The 13,863-nt window shown below is 57.3% G+C and carries 19 protein-coding genes; 8 read left to right on the top strand and 11 right to left on the bottom strand.

Annotated features, from left to right (window positions below; translation table 11 throughout):
* Position 1: 1 nt before the first annotated feature.
* On the top strand, positions 2-634 hold the full coding sequence (gene aat, locus GOW60_RS13365; RefSeq protein WP_217355565.1) for a leucyl/phenylalanyl-tRNA--protein transferase: 633 nt from the start codon (positions 2-4) through the stop codon (positions 632-634).
* Here the strand turns inward: aat and GOW60_RS13360 are convergent.
* The 6 genes from GOW60_RS13360 to GOW60_RS13335 form a co-directional block, all read right to left on the bottom strand.
* On the bottom strand, positions 589-957 hold the full coding sequence (locus GOW60_RS13360; RefSeq protein ID WP_171229659.1) for a DUF2155 domain-containing protein: 369 nt from the start codon (positions 955-957) through the stop codon (positions 589-591). The two genes, aat and GOW60_RS13360, sit on opposite strands and share 46 nt — an antisense overlap.
* Positions 954-1,406 (bottom strand): outer membrane lipid asymmetry maintenance protein MlaD, encoded by a 453-nt coding sequence (gene mlaD, locus GOW60_RS13355; RefSeq protein ID WP_152457347.1) that lies wholly within the window; start codon positions 1,404-1,406, stop codon positions 954-956. Before mlaD ends, GOW60_RS13360 begins: the two co-directional genes overlap by 4 nt.
* An 11-nt stretch (positions 1,407-1,417) precedes the next feature.
* Positions 1,418-1,801, bottom strand: coding sequence for an NADH:ubiquinone oxidoreductase subunit NDUFA12 (locus GOW60_RS13350; protein WP_152457346.1), 384 nt, complete (start codon positions 1,799-1,801; stop codon positions 1,418-1,420).
* 79 nt (positions 1,802-1,880) lie between these two features.
* The gene (locus GOW60_RS13345; RefSeq protein WP_171229658.1) at positions 1,881-2,243 is read right to left on the bottom strand and encodes a RidA family protein; all 363 of its coding nucleotides are present in this window, start codon (positions 2,241-2,243) and stop codon (positions 1,881-1,883) included.
* Between the two features lie 195 nt (positions 2,244-2,438).
* On the bottom strand, positions 2,439-3,707 hold the full coding sequence (clpX, locus tag GOW60_RS13340) for an ATP-dependent Clp protease ATP-binding subunit ClpX (protein WP_171229657.1): 1,269 nt from the start codon (positions 3,705-3,707) through the stop codon (positions 2,439-2,441).
* Between the two features lie 140 nt (positions 3,708-3,847).
* The gene (locus GOW60_RS13335) at positions 3,848-4,471 is read right to left on the bottom strand and encodes an ATP-dependent Clp protease proteolytic subunit (protein WP_171229656.1); all 624 of its coding nucleotides are present in this window, start codon (positions 4,469-4,471) and stop codon (positions 3,848-3,850) included.
* A 368-nt stretch (positions 4,472-4,839) separates the two neighbouring features.
* Here GOW60_RS13335 and GOW60_RS13330 point away from each other — a divergent pair, with 368 nt between their 5' ends.
* The 3 genes from GOW60_RS13330 (at position 4,840) to GOW60_RS13320 (ending at position 6,625) form a co-directional block, all read left to right on the top strand.
* Positions 4,840-5,181, top strand: coding sequence for a helix-turn-helix transcriptional regulator (locus GOW60_RS13330; protein ID WP_152457343.1), 342 nt, complete (start codon positions 4,840-4,842; stop codon positions 5,179-5,181).
* Positions 5,182-5,242: 61 nt separating this feature from the next.
* Positions 5,243-5,380, top strand: coding sequence for an entericidin A/B family lipoprotein (locus GOW60_RS13325; protein WP_152457342.1), 138 nt, complete (start codon positions 5,243-5,245; stop codon positions 5,378-5,380).
* A gap of 828 nt (positions 5,381-6,208) precedes the next feature.
* Complete coding sequence (locus GOW60_RS13320; protein ID WP_171229655.1) at positions 6,209-6,625, top strand: type II toxin-antitoxin system Phd/YefM family antitoxin; 417 nt, start codon at positions 6,209-6,211, stop codon at positions 6,623-6,625.
* 100 nt (positions 6,626-6,725) lie between these two features.
* On the opposite strand, the gene GOW60_RS13315 is transcribed toward GOW60_RS13320, so the two are convergent.
* The 3 genes from GOW60_RS13315 to GOW60_RS13305 all read right to left on the bottom strand — a co-directional run bounded on the left by GOW60_RS13315 (position 6,726) and on the right by GOW60_RS13305 (position 8,010).
* Positions 6,726-7,175, bottom strand: coding sequence for a hypothetical protein (locus GOW60_RS13315; protein WP_152457340.1), 450 nt, complete (start codon positions 7,173-7,175; stop codon positions 6,726-6,728).
* Positions 7,176-7,282: 107 nt separating this feature from the next.
* On the bottom strand, positions 7,283-7,603 hold the full coding sequence (locus GOW60_RS13310) for a hypothetical protein (protein WP_170345061.1): 321 nt from the start codon (positions 7,601-7,603) through the stop codon (positions 7,283-7,285).
* Between the two features lie 83 nt (positions 7,604-7,686).
* Positions 7,687-8,010, bottom strand: coding sequence for a hypothetical protein (locus GOW60_RS13305; RefSeq protein WP_171229654.1), 324 nt, complete (start codon positions 8,008-8,010; stop codon positions 7,687-7,689).
* 351 nt (positions 8,011-8,361) lie between these two features.
* On the opposite strand from GOW60_RS13305, the gene GOW60_RS13300 reads away from it, so the two are divergent.
* Entirely contained in the window at positions 8,362-8,931 is a 570-nt protein-coding gene (locus GOW60_RS13300) for a hypothetical protein (RefSeq protein ID WP_171229653.1), read from the top strand.
* Positions 8,932-9,019: 88 nt separating this feature from the next.
* On the opposite strand, the gene lepA is transcribed toward GOW60_RS13300, so the two are convergent.
* Positions 9,020-10,819 carry a translation elongation factor 4 gene (gene lepA / locus GOW60_RS13295; RefSeq protein WP_171229652.1) on the bottom strand — a complete coding sequence of 600 codons (1,800 nt, stop codon included), beginning with the start codon at positions 10,817-10,819 and terminating at the stop codon, positions 9,020-9,022.
* 161 nt (positions 10,820-10,980) lie between these two features.
* Between lepA and GOW60_RS13290 the strand changes: the two genes are divergently transcribed.
* From GOW60_RS13290 to GOW60_RS13280, 3 genes are all read left to right on the top strand, one after another.
* Positions 10,981-12,081, top strand: a complete 1,101-nt coding sequence (locus GOW60_RS13290) for a Hint domain-containing protein (RefSeq protein ID WP_171229651.1) — start codon at positions 10,981-10,983, stop codon at positions 12,079-12,081.
* Between the two features lie 2 nt (positions 12,082-12,083).
* Positions 12,084-12,392, top strand: a complete 309-nt coding sequence (locus GOW60_RS13285) for a hypothetical protein (RefSeq protein WP_171229650.1) — start codon at positions 12,084-12,086, stop codon at positions 12,390-12,392.
* A gap of 65 nt (positions 12,393-12,457) precedes the next feature.
* Entirely contained in the window at positions 12,458-13,411 is a 954-nt protein-coding gene (locus GOW60_RS13280; protein WP_171229649.1) for a LysR family transcriptional regulator, read from the top strand.
* On the opposite strand, the gene GOW60_RS13275 is transcribed toward GOW60_RS13280, so the two are convergent.
* On the bottom strand, positions 13,408-13,851 hold the full coding sequence (locus tag GOW60_RS13275; RefSeq protein ID WP_171229648.1) for a low molecular weight protein-tyrosine-phosphatase: 444 nt from the start codon (positions 13,849-13,851) through the stop codon (positions 13,408-13,410). The genes GOW60_RS13280 and GOW60_RS13275 overlap by 4 nt on opposite strands.
* Between the last annotated feature and the right edge of the window lie 12 nt (positions 13,852-13,863).

The following is a 13,863-nucleotide window of genomic DNA, read 5'->3' as shown; positions in this document are numbered from 1 at the left end:
CATGAGCCTGTCCCCCGAACTTTTGTTGCATGGCTATTCCATCGGTATCTTTCCGATGGCCGAGCATCGCGATGACCCCGAGCTGTTTTGGGTCGACCCCAAGTTCCGCGGCGTCTTTCCACTGGACGGTTTCCACATTTCCCGAAGCCTGGCGCGCCGCATCCGAAACTGCGGGTTCGATATCTCGATCGACCAGGACTTTTCCGGCGTCGTCGACGGGTGTGCCGACAGGGCAGATACCTGGATCAACGCCGAACTTCATGACCTGTACCGTCAGTTGCACCAAACCGGGCATGCGCATTCACTGGAAGTCTGGGAAGACGATGCGCTGGTGGGGGGCGTCTATGGCGTGACCCTGGGCGCGGCATTCTTTGGCGAAAGCATGTTTTCGAGGCGCAAAGACGCCTCGAAAATCGCCCTCGCCTATCTTGTGGACCGCCTGAGGCAAACCGGCTTCCGTCTGTTTGACACGCAGTTTCTGACCGCGCACCTGGCCTCGTTGGGGGCAATCGAGATTCCGCGCAGCGCCTACAAGAACGAGCTGGAAGAGGCCCTCAACCACAGCGCCGATTTCTCGGCACCGCTGACTCAGTCGGCGGCGGGTGTGATACACCGAATGACCCAAACGTCATAACGCGCGTGATCCAGCGCATTCAACGCAGGGGAGGTTGCGATCATCCAACCGTCAAACAGCTGATCGGCCTTCCCGCTCTCCCAGATGGTCAGATAGGCGAACGCATCACCCGTTGGATTGTCCACGGGATAACGGCAATCTCCCAAGGCAACATCTAGCCCGAAAACCGCTGCCGTCTCGCCGGTCTTCAATTCAACATCGACGGTCTGTCCGTTCACCTTGTCCAGGCCCCGCAGCATTGCCCCGGGCCCAGATTGAACTTTCTGCTGCGCGGCCGCACCAGTGCCGGCCAGCAACAAGGCAAGAAACGCGGCGCGTATCATTCGCTGCCGTCTCCGGCTACGAACTTGACCAGAAGAGAAATCAGGCTGACCGCGCCCTGCGTATCCTCGATCTCGTCGCCGGGTTCAAAGTAGAATGGCGACCCCCCGGGCATCACCTCGACGAAGTTGCCCCCCAGCAAACCTTCTGAGGAAATGACAATGGCACTGTCGTCCGGCACAAGAATCCCGTCCGCAATCGTGAAAGTCGTGTCAGCGCGGTAGGTTTCAGGGTTCAGGGTGACACCCGTGACGGTTCCGATCTTGACGCCGGCAAGGCGCACATCCGTGCCAACACCCACACCCTCCAGAGACCTGAAAGACGCGCCCAGTTCGTATCCAGCAGCCCCTTGCGACAAGCCCGTCGATTGGCTGGCATAGACACCAAATGCCACAGCACCGGCCAAAACGACGCCGCCGACAAGAACTTCGGTCCAGTTATGGGTCGACATTATCGCCTCGTTTATTCCGGGCTCCAGGCCTCATAGTCCTTACGTTCAACCGGCTCCGCGCGACGCAGTGAGCCGGCAGGAGCATAGGCCAGCGCGGTGCCGGTCAGGTTCTCCTGATGTGGTTTTTCCCAGGACTTATGCGGCAGCGGTTTATCTGTCGGAGGCTCGTCCCAAGTGCGATGCAACCAACCATGCCATTCAGGATCAACCCGGCTGGCTTCGGCCTCGCCATTGAAGATAACCCAACGCTTGCTGTCATCGGCATTGCGATAAAACACGTTGCCTTCATTGTCTTCGCCCACTTTCACGCCCTTGCGTGCAGTGTAGATCTGAGTGTTCAAAGTTGACCCATTCCACCAGGTCACGGCTCGCAAAAGACTGTTCAGGATTCCCATCGGGTGCCTCCGGCATTTCGTCGAAGAAAGGTATGGACCAAAGGCCCGCCAAGGTCCAGTGCCCCTGATACCAACTGCGTCACTCCGGCAGAAAGGCGGTCACTTCGATCTCGATCCTGTATTTCGGATCAATCAAACCGCATTCGATCATTGTCGCTGCCGGAGGATTGGTGCCAAAAGTTTCGGCCAGGATCGGCCAGCACGGCTCAAACTCACTGCGATCGGGCAGCATGTAGGTGACCCGAACCACATCGTCAAAGCCTGCGCCTGCCTCAGCCAGCGCCTTGCCGATGATGTCCAGCGCAGACCGGCATTGCGCCACCACGTCCTCGCCCTGCCCGACAGTACCGGCGACGTGAACCCAGCCGCCCGCAACCACCGCACGGCAGTACCCGACCTTGGCTTCGAACTCACCGCCCGAAGAAATGCGCTTCACTGCCATAATCCGTCACCTTTGTTGTTCGAAAACTTGCTTAAGCTTCCGCCGCCTGACTGCACCGACACTCATGTGCGAGCGACGGATCCACAGCTTCATCTGGCTAAAAATATCCCGGGGGGGATGCCCGAAGGGCAGCGGGGGCAGAGCCCCCTGAACCGGTTCAAGTGAAGTCCCACCGTCGCGGCAAACAGCCCGGCCTCAGCCCGCCGATGCCGATTCCGGTGCCGCGTCGGCATAGATGAACAGCGGCTGCGAGTCAGAGATGACCGCCTCTTCGTTCACCACAACCTCGCTGACATTTTTCATGCCCGGCAGTTCGAACATCGTATCCAGCAAAATATCCTCGAGAATAGACCGCAGGCCGCGCGCACCGGTCTTGCGCTCGATGGCTTTCTTGGCAATTGCCTTCAGTGCATCATCCGTAAAGGCCAGTTCAACATCTTCCAGTTCGAACAAACGCTGGTATTGCTTGACCAATGCGTTCTTGGGTTTGGTCAGGATGGTCACCAGCGCGTCTTCATCCAGATCCTCAAGCGTCGCCAGAACCGGCAGACGACCGACGAATTCCGGGATCAGTCCGAATTTCAGCAGATCCTCGGGCTCCAGATCCTTGAATATCTCACCCACACCGCGGTCATCATTGTCGCGCACATCGGCACCAAAGCCCATGGCCGAGCCCTTGCCACGTTGCGCGATGATCTTGTCCAGACCCGCAAATGCACCGCCACAGATGAACAAAATATTCGTCGTGTCCACTTGCAGGAATTCCTGCTGAGGATGCTTGCGGCCACCCTGTGGGGGGACGCTGGCCACTGTCCCTTCCATCAGTTTCAGCAATGCCTGCTGCACGCCCTCACCCGACACGTCACGCGTGATCGAGGGGTTTTCGGATTTGCGGGTAATCTTGTCGACCTCATCGATATAGACGATGCCGCGCTGCGCGCGTTCGACGTTGTACTCACTCGCCTGCAACAGCTTGAGAATGATGTTTTCGACATCTTCACCGACATAGCCGGCTTCGGTCAGGGTCGTCGCGTCAGCCATGGTAAACGGCACATCCAGAATACGCGCCAGCGTTTGCGCCAGCAGCGTCTTACCGCAACCGGTCGGACCGATCAGCAGGATATTCGACTTTGCCAGCTCGATATCGCTGCCCGCCTTCTGAGCGTGGTTCAAACGCTTGTAATGGTTGTGAACAGCAACCGACAGAACCCGCTTTGCCGTGGCCTGACCGATTACGTAATCGTCCAGCACTTCGCAGATATCCTTGGGCGTCGGAACACCGTCAGATGACTTCAACCCGCTGGCCTTGGTCTCTTCACGTATGATGTCCATGCACAGCTCAACACATTCATCACAGATGAAAACTGTGGGGCCTGCGATCAGCTTACGGACTTCATGCTGGCTTTTGCCACAGAAGCTGCAGTAGAGCGTGTTTTTCCCATCGCCGCCTGAATTCGTCGCCATGATCTACCTTTCGGGCTTCGTCCCTGCGCCCCTTTTCGGGGGCGCTTACACCTGTGTGTGCAGCTTAGGCCAGCACTCTGGCGGCTACAATCTCAAAATGACCCCCGCGCCGGTGACGCGGGGTATTGGCCTCAGGCCTCTTACGTGTCCATTTTCGCTCGGTTTTCGACGATCTCGTCGATGTGACCCCATTCCTTGGCCTCTTCCGGGCTCATGAAATTGTCACGATCCAGCGCTTTTTCGACCGCCTTTTTCGTCTGCCCCGTATGACGTACGTAAATATCATACAGGCGATCCTTCAGCTTTTGGGTCTCGGCCGCGTGAATCATGATGTCGCTGGCCTGGCCCTGGTATCCGCCACTGGGCTGGTGCACCATGATGCGGCTGTTGGGCAGTGAAAAGCGCATTCCCTTCTCGCCCCCGGCCAAAAGGACCGAGCCCATCGAAGCCGCCTGACCGATCACCAACGTGGAACATTTCGGCTTGATGTATTGCATTGTGTCGTAAATCGACAAACCGCTGGTCACCACCCCGCCCGGCGAGTTGATGTAGATCGAGATTTCCTTGTTGGGGTTTTCCGCCTCGAGGTGCAGCAATTGCGCCACAACAAGATGGCTCATCCCATCATGAATCGGTCCGTTGATGAATATGATCCGCTCTTTCAACAGGCGGGAGAAAATATCATAGGCGCGCTCGCCCCGGCTGGTCTGCTCAACGACCATGGGGACAAGTGTATTCATGTAGGTTTCTACGGGATCGAACATTCGTAACCTGCCTGTTTAGCTATGGATCGGGACAGTATCCCAACAAGTGTTACCTGAGTCTTAGTGTCGGCTAAGGGGGGCTGCAAGGGGGGCAAGTGAGAACGCTGACCGAATGTCGATCATCATCAATCGTCAAGGCGAACCATCTGTTGTTTCCGGCGACGATCAGCAGATCGCCTTAAAGTGAATCATCTGCCCCCTCGCGTTGCGGGAACGTTCAATCCGAATTCCCCTTTCATACATCACGCTATTTTGATTCATACATATAGAAATGAATGTACGAAACATGTACTGAAGGGTCTCACACTCACGTCTCTTTACGTAACGGAAACAACACCCGGCCAACGGGTTTGCAAGGAACTCAATCGATGGCACTTCCTCAGCTGTCCAATGACATGTCAAAAGAAGATTTTGACCGCATGGTCACCAACGCGACACGCGCTTCCAATTTTCTCAAGGCAATAAGCCACGAAGGCAGATTGATGATCCTCTGCCATCTGGTGTCCGGTGAAAAATCCGTCACCGAACTGGAAGAATTGCTGTCCGCCAGACAAGCCGCTGTATCACAGCAACTTTCCCGTCTGCGACTTGAAGGGTTGGTGATACCTCGCAGGGAAGGCAAAGCCATCTATTATCGTCTGGCGGATGATCGTCCCCGCCGCATGCTCGAAGTCGTTTACGAGCTCTTCTGCAGCGACGACCGGACCTAGGAACTGGCTCCGGCTGAAAAAAGGTGTTACCGAAAAATATTCGAGCACCAAGGAGACGAACATGATCCGCGTAATTCTGATGGGCCTGAGCCTGTTTGCACTGACTGCCTGCGAAACCGCCAAAGGCGCCGGCAAGGATATCGAAAAAGCCGGAGATGCCATCCAAGGCGCAGCAACCGACGTGCAGGAAAGCCTGTAATAAACTTCATTTTGCGCCGCGCGCGGGCTTTCTCTCAATATATAGTTGAAAGACTTGGCATGCCGCGGTAGCTTTCCCTTACAGGTGCATAGACGCGGCATTGCATCATCTGACGCTAAATCGGGGCTCTTTCGCACACGCAGAAGAGCCCCGGTCCCTTTCGGCAGGGGTGAGTGGTAGCCTGTATGAAACCGAAATCCGGCAAAGGAAAAGGCGCCAGGTGCGCAGACGCGGTCTTTGCATGCATCCTTTCGGACACTCCTGACGCCTTACCGGGTCGATGCGCTCCGAAGAGCACCCGATCCAGTTGCTACAGCCCCCTGAGAGACTGCAGCGGCTGCATTGTCCCCGAAGAGACATCACAGCGTGCATCGGCCTTCTGAGAAGATAGCCATCCGACTTGGGCACGAAACCCTCACTCGGCTGGTCACCCACCGGTAAGCCATTGCAGTTCAACGCAAATCCTAAGATCCAGTCTCTCTGCCAAGACCCCCGGGCCTTTGCGTCCCACCTTCGGTTCCTAATAACCTGTGTGGTGTTCAGACTGTTGCAGCACGCCTTGTATCTGACAAGAAAATAGCACTGCAGCATGAAAATTAGACGGGGATAAATTGTTGGTATCTGCCGGGAAATCTTTGTGGATAATCCGAGAAGTTTCGACTCCACGCATGTTTGTCCCGGGACATTTTCAGGCCTGAACCTGAGCCCGGTTTTTGGCCCTATGCTGCGGGCGCAAAGGCCACCGCACGCGCCATTAGTTGAGAATTGCAGGATTTGTACAACTCTCGGGCCACCAATCTTTCGAATCGTACATACGGAGATTCGCCGATGCGTTGCACCATTTCCCATGCGCGCGCCCATTTGGGCGCTCTGGTCACCCGCGCACAGGACCCGCGCGAAGTGATCATACTGACCCGGCACGGCAAACCGCTGGCCGCTCTGGTCTCGGTCGCCGAAGCGAAGCGGATCTGGCATTTGCAGGATGATGACGAAATCGGGTGGAAACATCCGCTGTCGGGCATTCGCGGGATGTGGTCGCGGGGACGCAACATCCCCGGAATGGAACCGGGACCGGACGGCAGCTATGTCACCGCGCGCGAAGCCGCGCTGAAGGTTCGCGAGATCCAGATGACCCGTGCCGAGGAACGCCGCATTCTTGCGCGGGGTGGTCTGGATCCTGTCGCAGGCGGTGAACTGGCCGCCCGGCCCGTCTCCTCGCTGTGGAGACGATGGTTTCGTTTTTGAGAAGCGGTCCGACCCGCGCGTGGCAACCTACTAACCTCCGCCGCAGTCAAAATTGCAGCAGCGATACTTACCCCCTACAATCGCCCGGGCCGGACACGCTTCAGTTCACCTGACGTTCCAGAACGGTGCTGTAGGTCGTTCCGTTCCGCAGGCTACGGAAATCGGCAAAGATCTTGCCATCTTCGTACCGCGCATCGATCAACGCATTCGCGCCGATCAGCAGAGGTGAGGTTTCGACGATGCCGATGCTGCCCGTCCCATCGAGGCTGATGGTGCCGGTGGCCTCGTACTCATTCCAGTCGGTATCGCCATCGCGACGCCATTTGCTGTGCCCCCAGAAAACGTTGCCGTCCTGAAGCTGCACATCCAGCATCCATTCGGCCTGATTGAACCGGGGCTGATCGCCTTTGTAGTAATGGCTGGGCTGAACGGTCGTGTAGGACCCCAGCCAGGTGCCGCGCAGGTCGGGCGTGGTATCGGCCAGCGCGGCCGTTCCAAGGGCGAGGGTCGTGGCCAAAGCGGCTGCTCCGGCAGTCATGTATCTGGTCATGGGCTCTCTCCTTTTCGTCTGGTCAACAGATTGGGAGAGCCCGGGCAGGTTACAACTTACTTAAGGGAAACTTCATGATTGGTTCAGCGGCGGCTTAGAATGGAGTTTCAGGCCCAGGCCAGAGCTGTCCCGACAATGACCAGCGCGATGCCGATCCCCTCGCGATAGGAAAAGTTCTCGCCAAACAGGAAATACGAGGCGATGGCGATCAGCACGACCTCGGCCCCCAGAATGCCGGTGTAGATGATGCCCAATCGTTCGTTGCGCAGCGCGGCAAGTTCCAGCGTCGCGGCGGCCAGCAGCGTGGCAACAATCAGAAGGGTCAGGCCAACACCGGGGATCTTCCACCAGAACTTCATCGAGATCATGGCCACGGAATAAAGGCCCGCCGATCCGAGGGCGATGAGAGGGATGAGCGATGTGGACATAGGGGCCTCCTGCCGAGGTTGCCGTTGCGTCAACATTAGCAGGTGGGCGAAGTTGAGGCTGTGAGGTTGGTCACAGACTCCGGTCAGAACACGATTGCGATGAGTTCGGACAGCCCAATCAGACCGAGCAATACATTTGACGTGAGGATCAGCCCTTTCAGGTTATGGGATTTGACGCCCTTGCCAAAATTCGACGCCGCCATGTCCTCATCCATGTCGTCGCGCAGGTTCGCGACATCGGCCAAAGCGGTGCTGCCAGCCAGAATGCCATAGGCCGCAGTGGCAATGACCAGAACGATCAGAACCAGCGAAATGCCCTGAGCGCCAAACCCGATAATGGCGGCGAGCGCCACATAGGCAAAAATTGTCGTCCGCATGATGTAGTAGTAATGATCCAGACGTCCCATAGACGTTCTTGAACGCAAAGTCTGATCCATAACACTTCCCCCAATTTGAATTTATTGATCGCAATGACGGGATTGTAACATCTGATGGCCGAAACTCGAAATCTGGGACAGTGGTTAGTCAACAGAGTTAAGGGCAGCGACCGAGCCGAGGGGAGGCGCAAACGCGCCGCCCGTTTTGCCGGAGACAAACCTTCGGTTTGACGGGGGCGGGTCGGCGCGGCCCGGCGGCGCCGCCGGGCGGGTGGGGTGATGGAGGAAATCCAAGTTCAAATGTGGGTTGCAACGAAACCTTACTCCAGCAATTCTTCTAGCGGCCAAACATCTCGGCATGCGAGGAAATCGAGACAACTGATGAACAGTTTTTTTCCTGTCAAAGGCACAGCTATCGAAGGTCTTCTTCCGCCCGAGTTCGTCTATGATCTGGGTGTATATTTGCAGACTTGCGCGCACATCGAGTTGCTAGCAAGCGCTCTGACCGTTTGCCTTCGGGGCTTGGAGCCGGAACAAGACGACTGGTTCAATGAATACTGCCGGGTGAGAAAACTCTCCACGAAAAAGCTTATCAAAGAACTAAGAAAATCTAGTGAACCCGCAAAAAAGTTTGGGTTCTCTGATGACTTGTCCGCCCTTGCTGACTGGATAGAAAGGTTTGTCCAAAACCGTCATATGGCTGCGCACGGGGCGTTCTTCGGGTCGCCAAACGGATTTCTACGTGTCGACTATGTTACAAACACTGGTTCGAGAAAAAATCCCAATTACAAGCGCGCAACCAGTGCCGTGACGCAAGAAAACATTGACGAGGCGCTTATAGATGCAAATCGGATTTACCATATTGTCCTTGGAATGATCGGCCATATCCAAGAAGATTTGCCAATTAGGCTTCACCGAGCGATAGTGCCAATAGTAGAGCACCCTACCTAAAATTTTGCTTGTTCTCCTGCCCCGCGAAGTGGACAGACAGTTAGCTGCACCAATCGCCTTGACCGACCATCACTTAAAATGGGCAGCCTCAGCTGTCCATCTTCAACGCCGAAATAAACGCCTCCTGCGGGATATCGACCCTCCCGAACTGGCGCATTTTTTTCTTACCCGCCTTCTGCTTGTCCAGCAATTTGCGTTTCCGCGTGGCGTCGCCGCCGTAGCATTTGGCGGTCACGTCCTTGCGCAGCGCCGAGAGGGTCTCGCGGGCGATGACCTTGCCTCCGATGGCGGCCTGGATCGGGATTTTGAACATGTGGCGCGGGATCAGGTCCTTGAGCTTTTCGCACATCGCCCGGCCCCGCATCTCGGCCCGGTCGCGGTGAACCATCGTCGACAGCGCATCGACAGGCTCGTCATTCACAAGGATCGACATCTTGACCAGCGCGTCCTCGCGGTAGCCGGTCATCTGGTAGTCGAAGCTGGCATAACCCTTGGTCACCGATTTCAGGCGGTCGTAGAAGTCAAAGACAACCTCGTTCAGCGGCAGGTCATAAACGACCATGGCGCGGCTGCCCGCATAGGTCAGATCCAGTTGGATGCCGCGGCGGTCCTGACACAGTTTCAGCACGTCGCCCAGGTATTCATCCGGCACAAGGATGGTCGCCTTGATGCGCGGTTCCTCGATATGATCGACCTTCGAGGGGTCGGGCATGTCGGCGGGGTTGTGCAGCTCGATCATTTCGCCGTCTTTCATGTAGACATGATAGATCACCGACGGCGCGGTGGTGATGAGCTCGATATCATATTCGCGTTCGATGCGGTCGCGGATGACCTCGAGGTGCAAGAGGCCAAGGAAGCCGCAGCGGAAGCCAAAGCCGAGTGCGGCCGAAGTTTCCATTTCAAAGCTGAAGCTGGCATCGTTCAGGGCCAGTTTGTCGATCGCATCCCGCAGGTCTTCGAATTCGGCGCTGTCCACCGGGAACAGGCCGCAGAACACCACCGGCTGCGCGGGTTTGAAGCCCGGCAGGGCCTCTTCGGTGCCGTTGCGGTCATTGGTGATGGTGTCACCGACGCGGGTGTCGCGGACCTGTTTGATGGATGCGGTGAGGAAGCCGATCTCACCGGGGCCGAGACTGTCAACCATCTCCATCTCGGGCCGGAAGACGCCGACGCGGTCGACGTGGTGCAGGGTGCCGTTCGACATGAACTTGACCCGCATGCCCTTTTTCAGCGTTCCGTCCATGATGCGGACCAGAACGATCACGCCCAGATAGGCGTCGTACCATGAATCCACCAGCATCGCCTTGAGAGGCGCGTCCAGATTGCCCTTCGGTGCGGGCAGGTGCTGCACGATTGCTTCCAGAGTTTCGTGGATGCCCTGCCCCGTCTTGGCGGAAACCTGAATGGCATCGGTCGCCTCGATGCCGATCACATCTTCGATCTGTTCTGCCACACGGTCACAGTCGGACGCGGGCAGATCGATCTTGTTCAGCACCGGCACGATCTCATGATCCGCGTCGATGGCCTGATAGACATTCGCCAACGTCTGCGCCTCGACCCCTTGGGTCGAGTCGACCACCAGCAGAGAGCCTTCGACCGCGCGCATGGACCGGCTGACCTCATAGGCGAAATCCACATGGCCGGGCGTGTCGATCAGGTTCAGCACGTACTGTTCGCCATTGTCGGCGGTATAGTCGATGCGAACCGTGTTGGCCTTGATGGTGATGCCGCGTTCGCGCTCGATATCCATGCTATCGAGCAGCTGTTCCTTCATGTCGCGATCCTTGACCGTTCCGGTCTCTTGGATGAGCCGGTCAGCAAGGGTGGATTTGCCATGGTCGATATGCGCGACGATGGAAAAATTGCGGATATGAGCGAGGTCTGTCATGGAGTGGGATATGTCGGGAGTTTTGCCCCTCGTCAAGCGTTGAAGCGTTGCAAAAAAGGTCCCACCCGCGCCTTTCTGTTCAGCGGCATTTACCCGAAATCAGTGAATAGTTAAGATGATCGCATCATCTGGCCGTTTCAAAAACAGAAAGCAGGGAAGACTTGGCCGATTATTCGATCTTTGTGTTGGGTGAAGGTCAATTGTCCGTCTCTGTGGCGCAGGGTCTGGACGGGATCAATCAGGGCACGGGGATACATCTTATTGGCGAGACGATTACCATCAATTCGCGCATTGCGACCGAAGTTTTCATCACGGATGCCGGATCGGACACCAACTTTTCCGACAATGATGGCAATCAGCGGTTAAACGGCGATCAGACAATCGATGGTACGCTTTTCGCCAGCGGCACGCGTGTTGAAGCCGAATATGGTATTACGCTGACAGATGGGACAACCACGTGGCAGGCGGTTGCGTTCAACGTGAACAACTCATCACCGGCATATGGAACCGTCGAGGGCATCGCATTCATCGGCGGACCCGGACAGTTTCCACCAGCCGGAGTCCCTCTGACGGTCGTCAGTACGCAAGAAGGCCCAAGCTTCGCATCAAACGCATATGTCAGCCCCATTTGCTACTGCCGCGGAACACTGATCGAAACCAAATCCGGATACCGCCCCATCGAAATGCTGAAGCCGGGTGATGAGATTTGGACCCGTGACAATGGCTATCTACCCGTCATCTGGACGGGCGAACAGGCTGTCATCACAGCCGGACGTTTCAGAATGGTCGAAATTCCCGAGGGAACGCTTTCGAATTTCGCGCCTTTGAAAGTGTCACAGCAACACAGAATGCTGGTCACGCACCCTTTGGCTGAAATCCTTTGTGCAGAGAACGAAGTGTTTGTTCCAGCAATCAGCCTTGTTGATGCGGGCATTGCAACATTGTGCCGGGAAAACAGTGCAATTTACCATCATCTGCTGCTTGAGACACATAATGTCATTAACGCCAACGGAGCAATTTCCGAAAGCCTGCTGCTGGCACCATCCACCAGTGGCGAGAACCCGGATGATCTATTCTTTCGCAGCCTGGTCGATCAGGATTCATTTGCCGTTGAAACCGCGAGGCTGACGCTGAAGAGAAAAGAGGCAACATTCCTGATCAACAGCATCTTGTCCGTTGATCCAAACTCCAGTTTGATTCATACTCCGCCGCAGACCGAGAGGGGCGCAAGATCCCTCCGGGCAGGCAAAAACGAGGCATGAGCATGAAACAGTTCCTCTTAATCGCATTTTGTGCGGCATCGCTGACGGCTGTGGCTCCGGTTGCGGATGCGGCGCAGATCAAGCGCGCGTGTCTGGCGTCGGATCGGTCAGCAGCGACGCGGGATCGGTGCAGTTGCATCCAGCGCGTGGCGGATCAGGCGCTTACCCGCAGCGATCAGAAAACCGTGGCCAAATGGTTCACTGACCCCCATCAGGCGCAGGAGTTGAAGATGTCGCAGACCGCGCGCGACGATGCGCTGTGGGACCGGTATCAGAACTTTGGCCAGATGGCACAGGCGATCTGCAGCTAAGCCCTTCTGAAACCTTGACCTGATCCACGCTGCGCCCCAGAAAGGCGCAGCGAAAGGTGTATCTTATGGTGATGAAAGGGCTGACCCTGCGGGGCCTTGAGGTGTTCGAGGCTTTGGCGCGGACGGGATCGGTGGCACAGGCCGCCGAGATCACGGGGCTCAGCCAGCCATCCGTTTCCCAACAGTTGCGCAATCTGGAAAAGGCTCTGGGCACCGAACTGGTCGATCACGGGCGCCGACCGATGCGCCTGACTCAGGCCGGGCGCAGCTTTCTGGTGCGCGCCGAGGCGGTTCTGGCCGAGCTGCAAATGGCACAAAGCGAATTGTCGGTCATGGATCTGGGGCATCTGACCACTTTGTCCATCGGGCTGATCGACGACTTCGACAATGATCTGACCCCGCGGCTGGCAACGTTGCTGGCAGACAGTCTGACCCGATCGAATTTCAAACTGATCACCCTGTCCAGCCTCGATCTGTTCGAGGCCTTGGCCGAACAACGCCTGCACATGGCCGTCACCGCCCATAGCGGAGAAGTGCTGGAAGGGGTGGTCGAGTACCCTCTGGTCCGGGATCCGTTCATTCTGGTTGCGCCTCAGGGGGCGGGCGGAGTGGAGGCGGCACAGAACAGCCTGCCGTATCTGCGCTATGCCCGCGAGCAGTTGATCAGCCGACAGATCGAGGCGCATATGGCGCGCGGCGCGCAGGAGTTCGAGGAACGGTTCGAGATCGGCTCGCACATGGCGCTGATGGCCATGGTTGCACGGGGTCTGGGTTGGGCGATCACGACGCCGCTGGGTTTCATGCGCGCCGCGCGGTTCCATGACGGGCTGGAGGCCCACCCTGCCCCGTTCGGGGATTTCTCGCGCAGCATATCCTTGCTGGCACGAACGGGCTGGTCCGATCAGGTACCGCAGGAAGTGGCGGGCATGACACGGCGTCTGATGCAGAACCAGATCGTTGACCCGGCTTTGGCCAAACTGCCCTGGCTGGGCGGATCGCTGCGGGTGATCGGCGGCTAACTGTCCAGACGGGCGGCAAGCCCCTCGACCGCCGCTTCGATCAGGTCCAGAGCGCCATCGAAATCCCGCGTGTAATATGGATCAGGCACATGATCCGCGCCGGCTTCAGGGGCGAAATCGGTCAGCAGGCGCACCGGGGTGTCACTGCCGGCGGGGCGCAGATCCTCGATATCCGCGATGTTGTTGGCGTCCATGCCCAGGATCAGGTCGAAGCGGTCGAAATCGGCAGCGGTGAACTGACGGGCGAGCAGGTCGCCCAGATCGATTCCCCTGACCTTCGCGGCTGCCTGCATCGGGCCATAGGGCGGTTTCCCCGCATGCCAGCCCATGGTTCCGGCACTATCGGTTACGTGATGCGGCGCGCGGGCGCGAAAAACGCCCTCTGCCGCGGGGGAACGGCAAATATTGCCTAGGCAGACAAAGAGGATACGGTGTGACATGCACCATGCTGT

This window comes from Ruegeria sp. HKCCA4008, from assembly GCF_013033125.1.
In the GTDB taxonomy this organism is placed as follows: Bacteria; Pseudomonadota; Alphaproteobacteria; order Rhodobacterales; family Rhodobacteraceae; genus Ruegeria.
The sequence above is the reverse complement of the archived record's forward strand: the minus strand, read 5'-3'. Positions and strand labels throughout refer to the sequence as shown.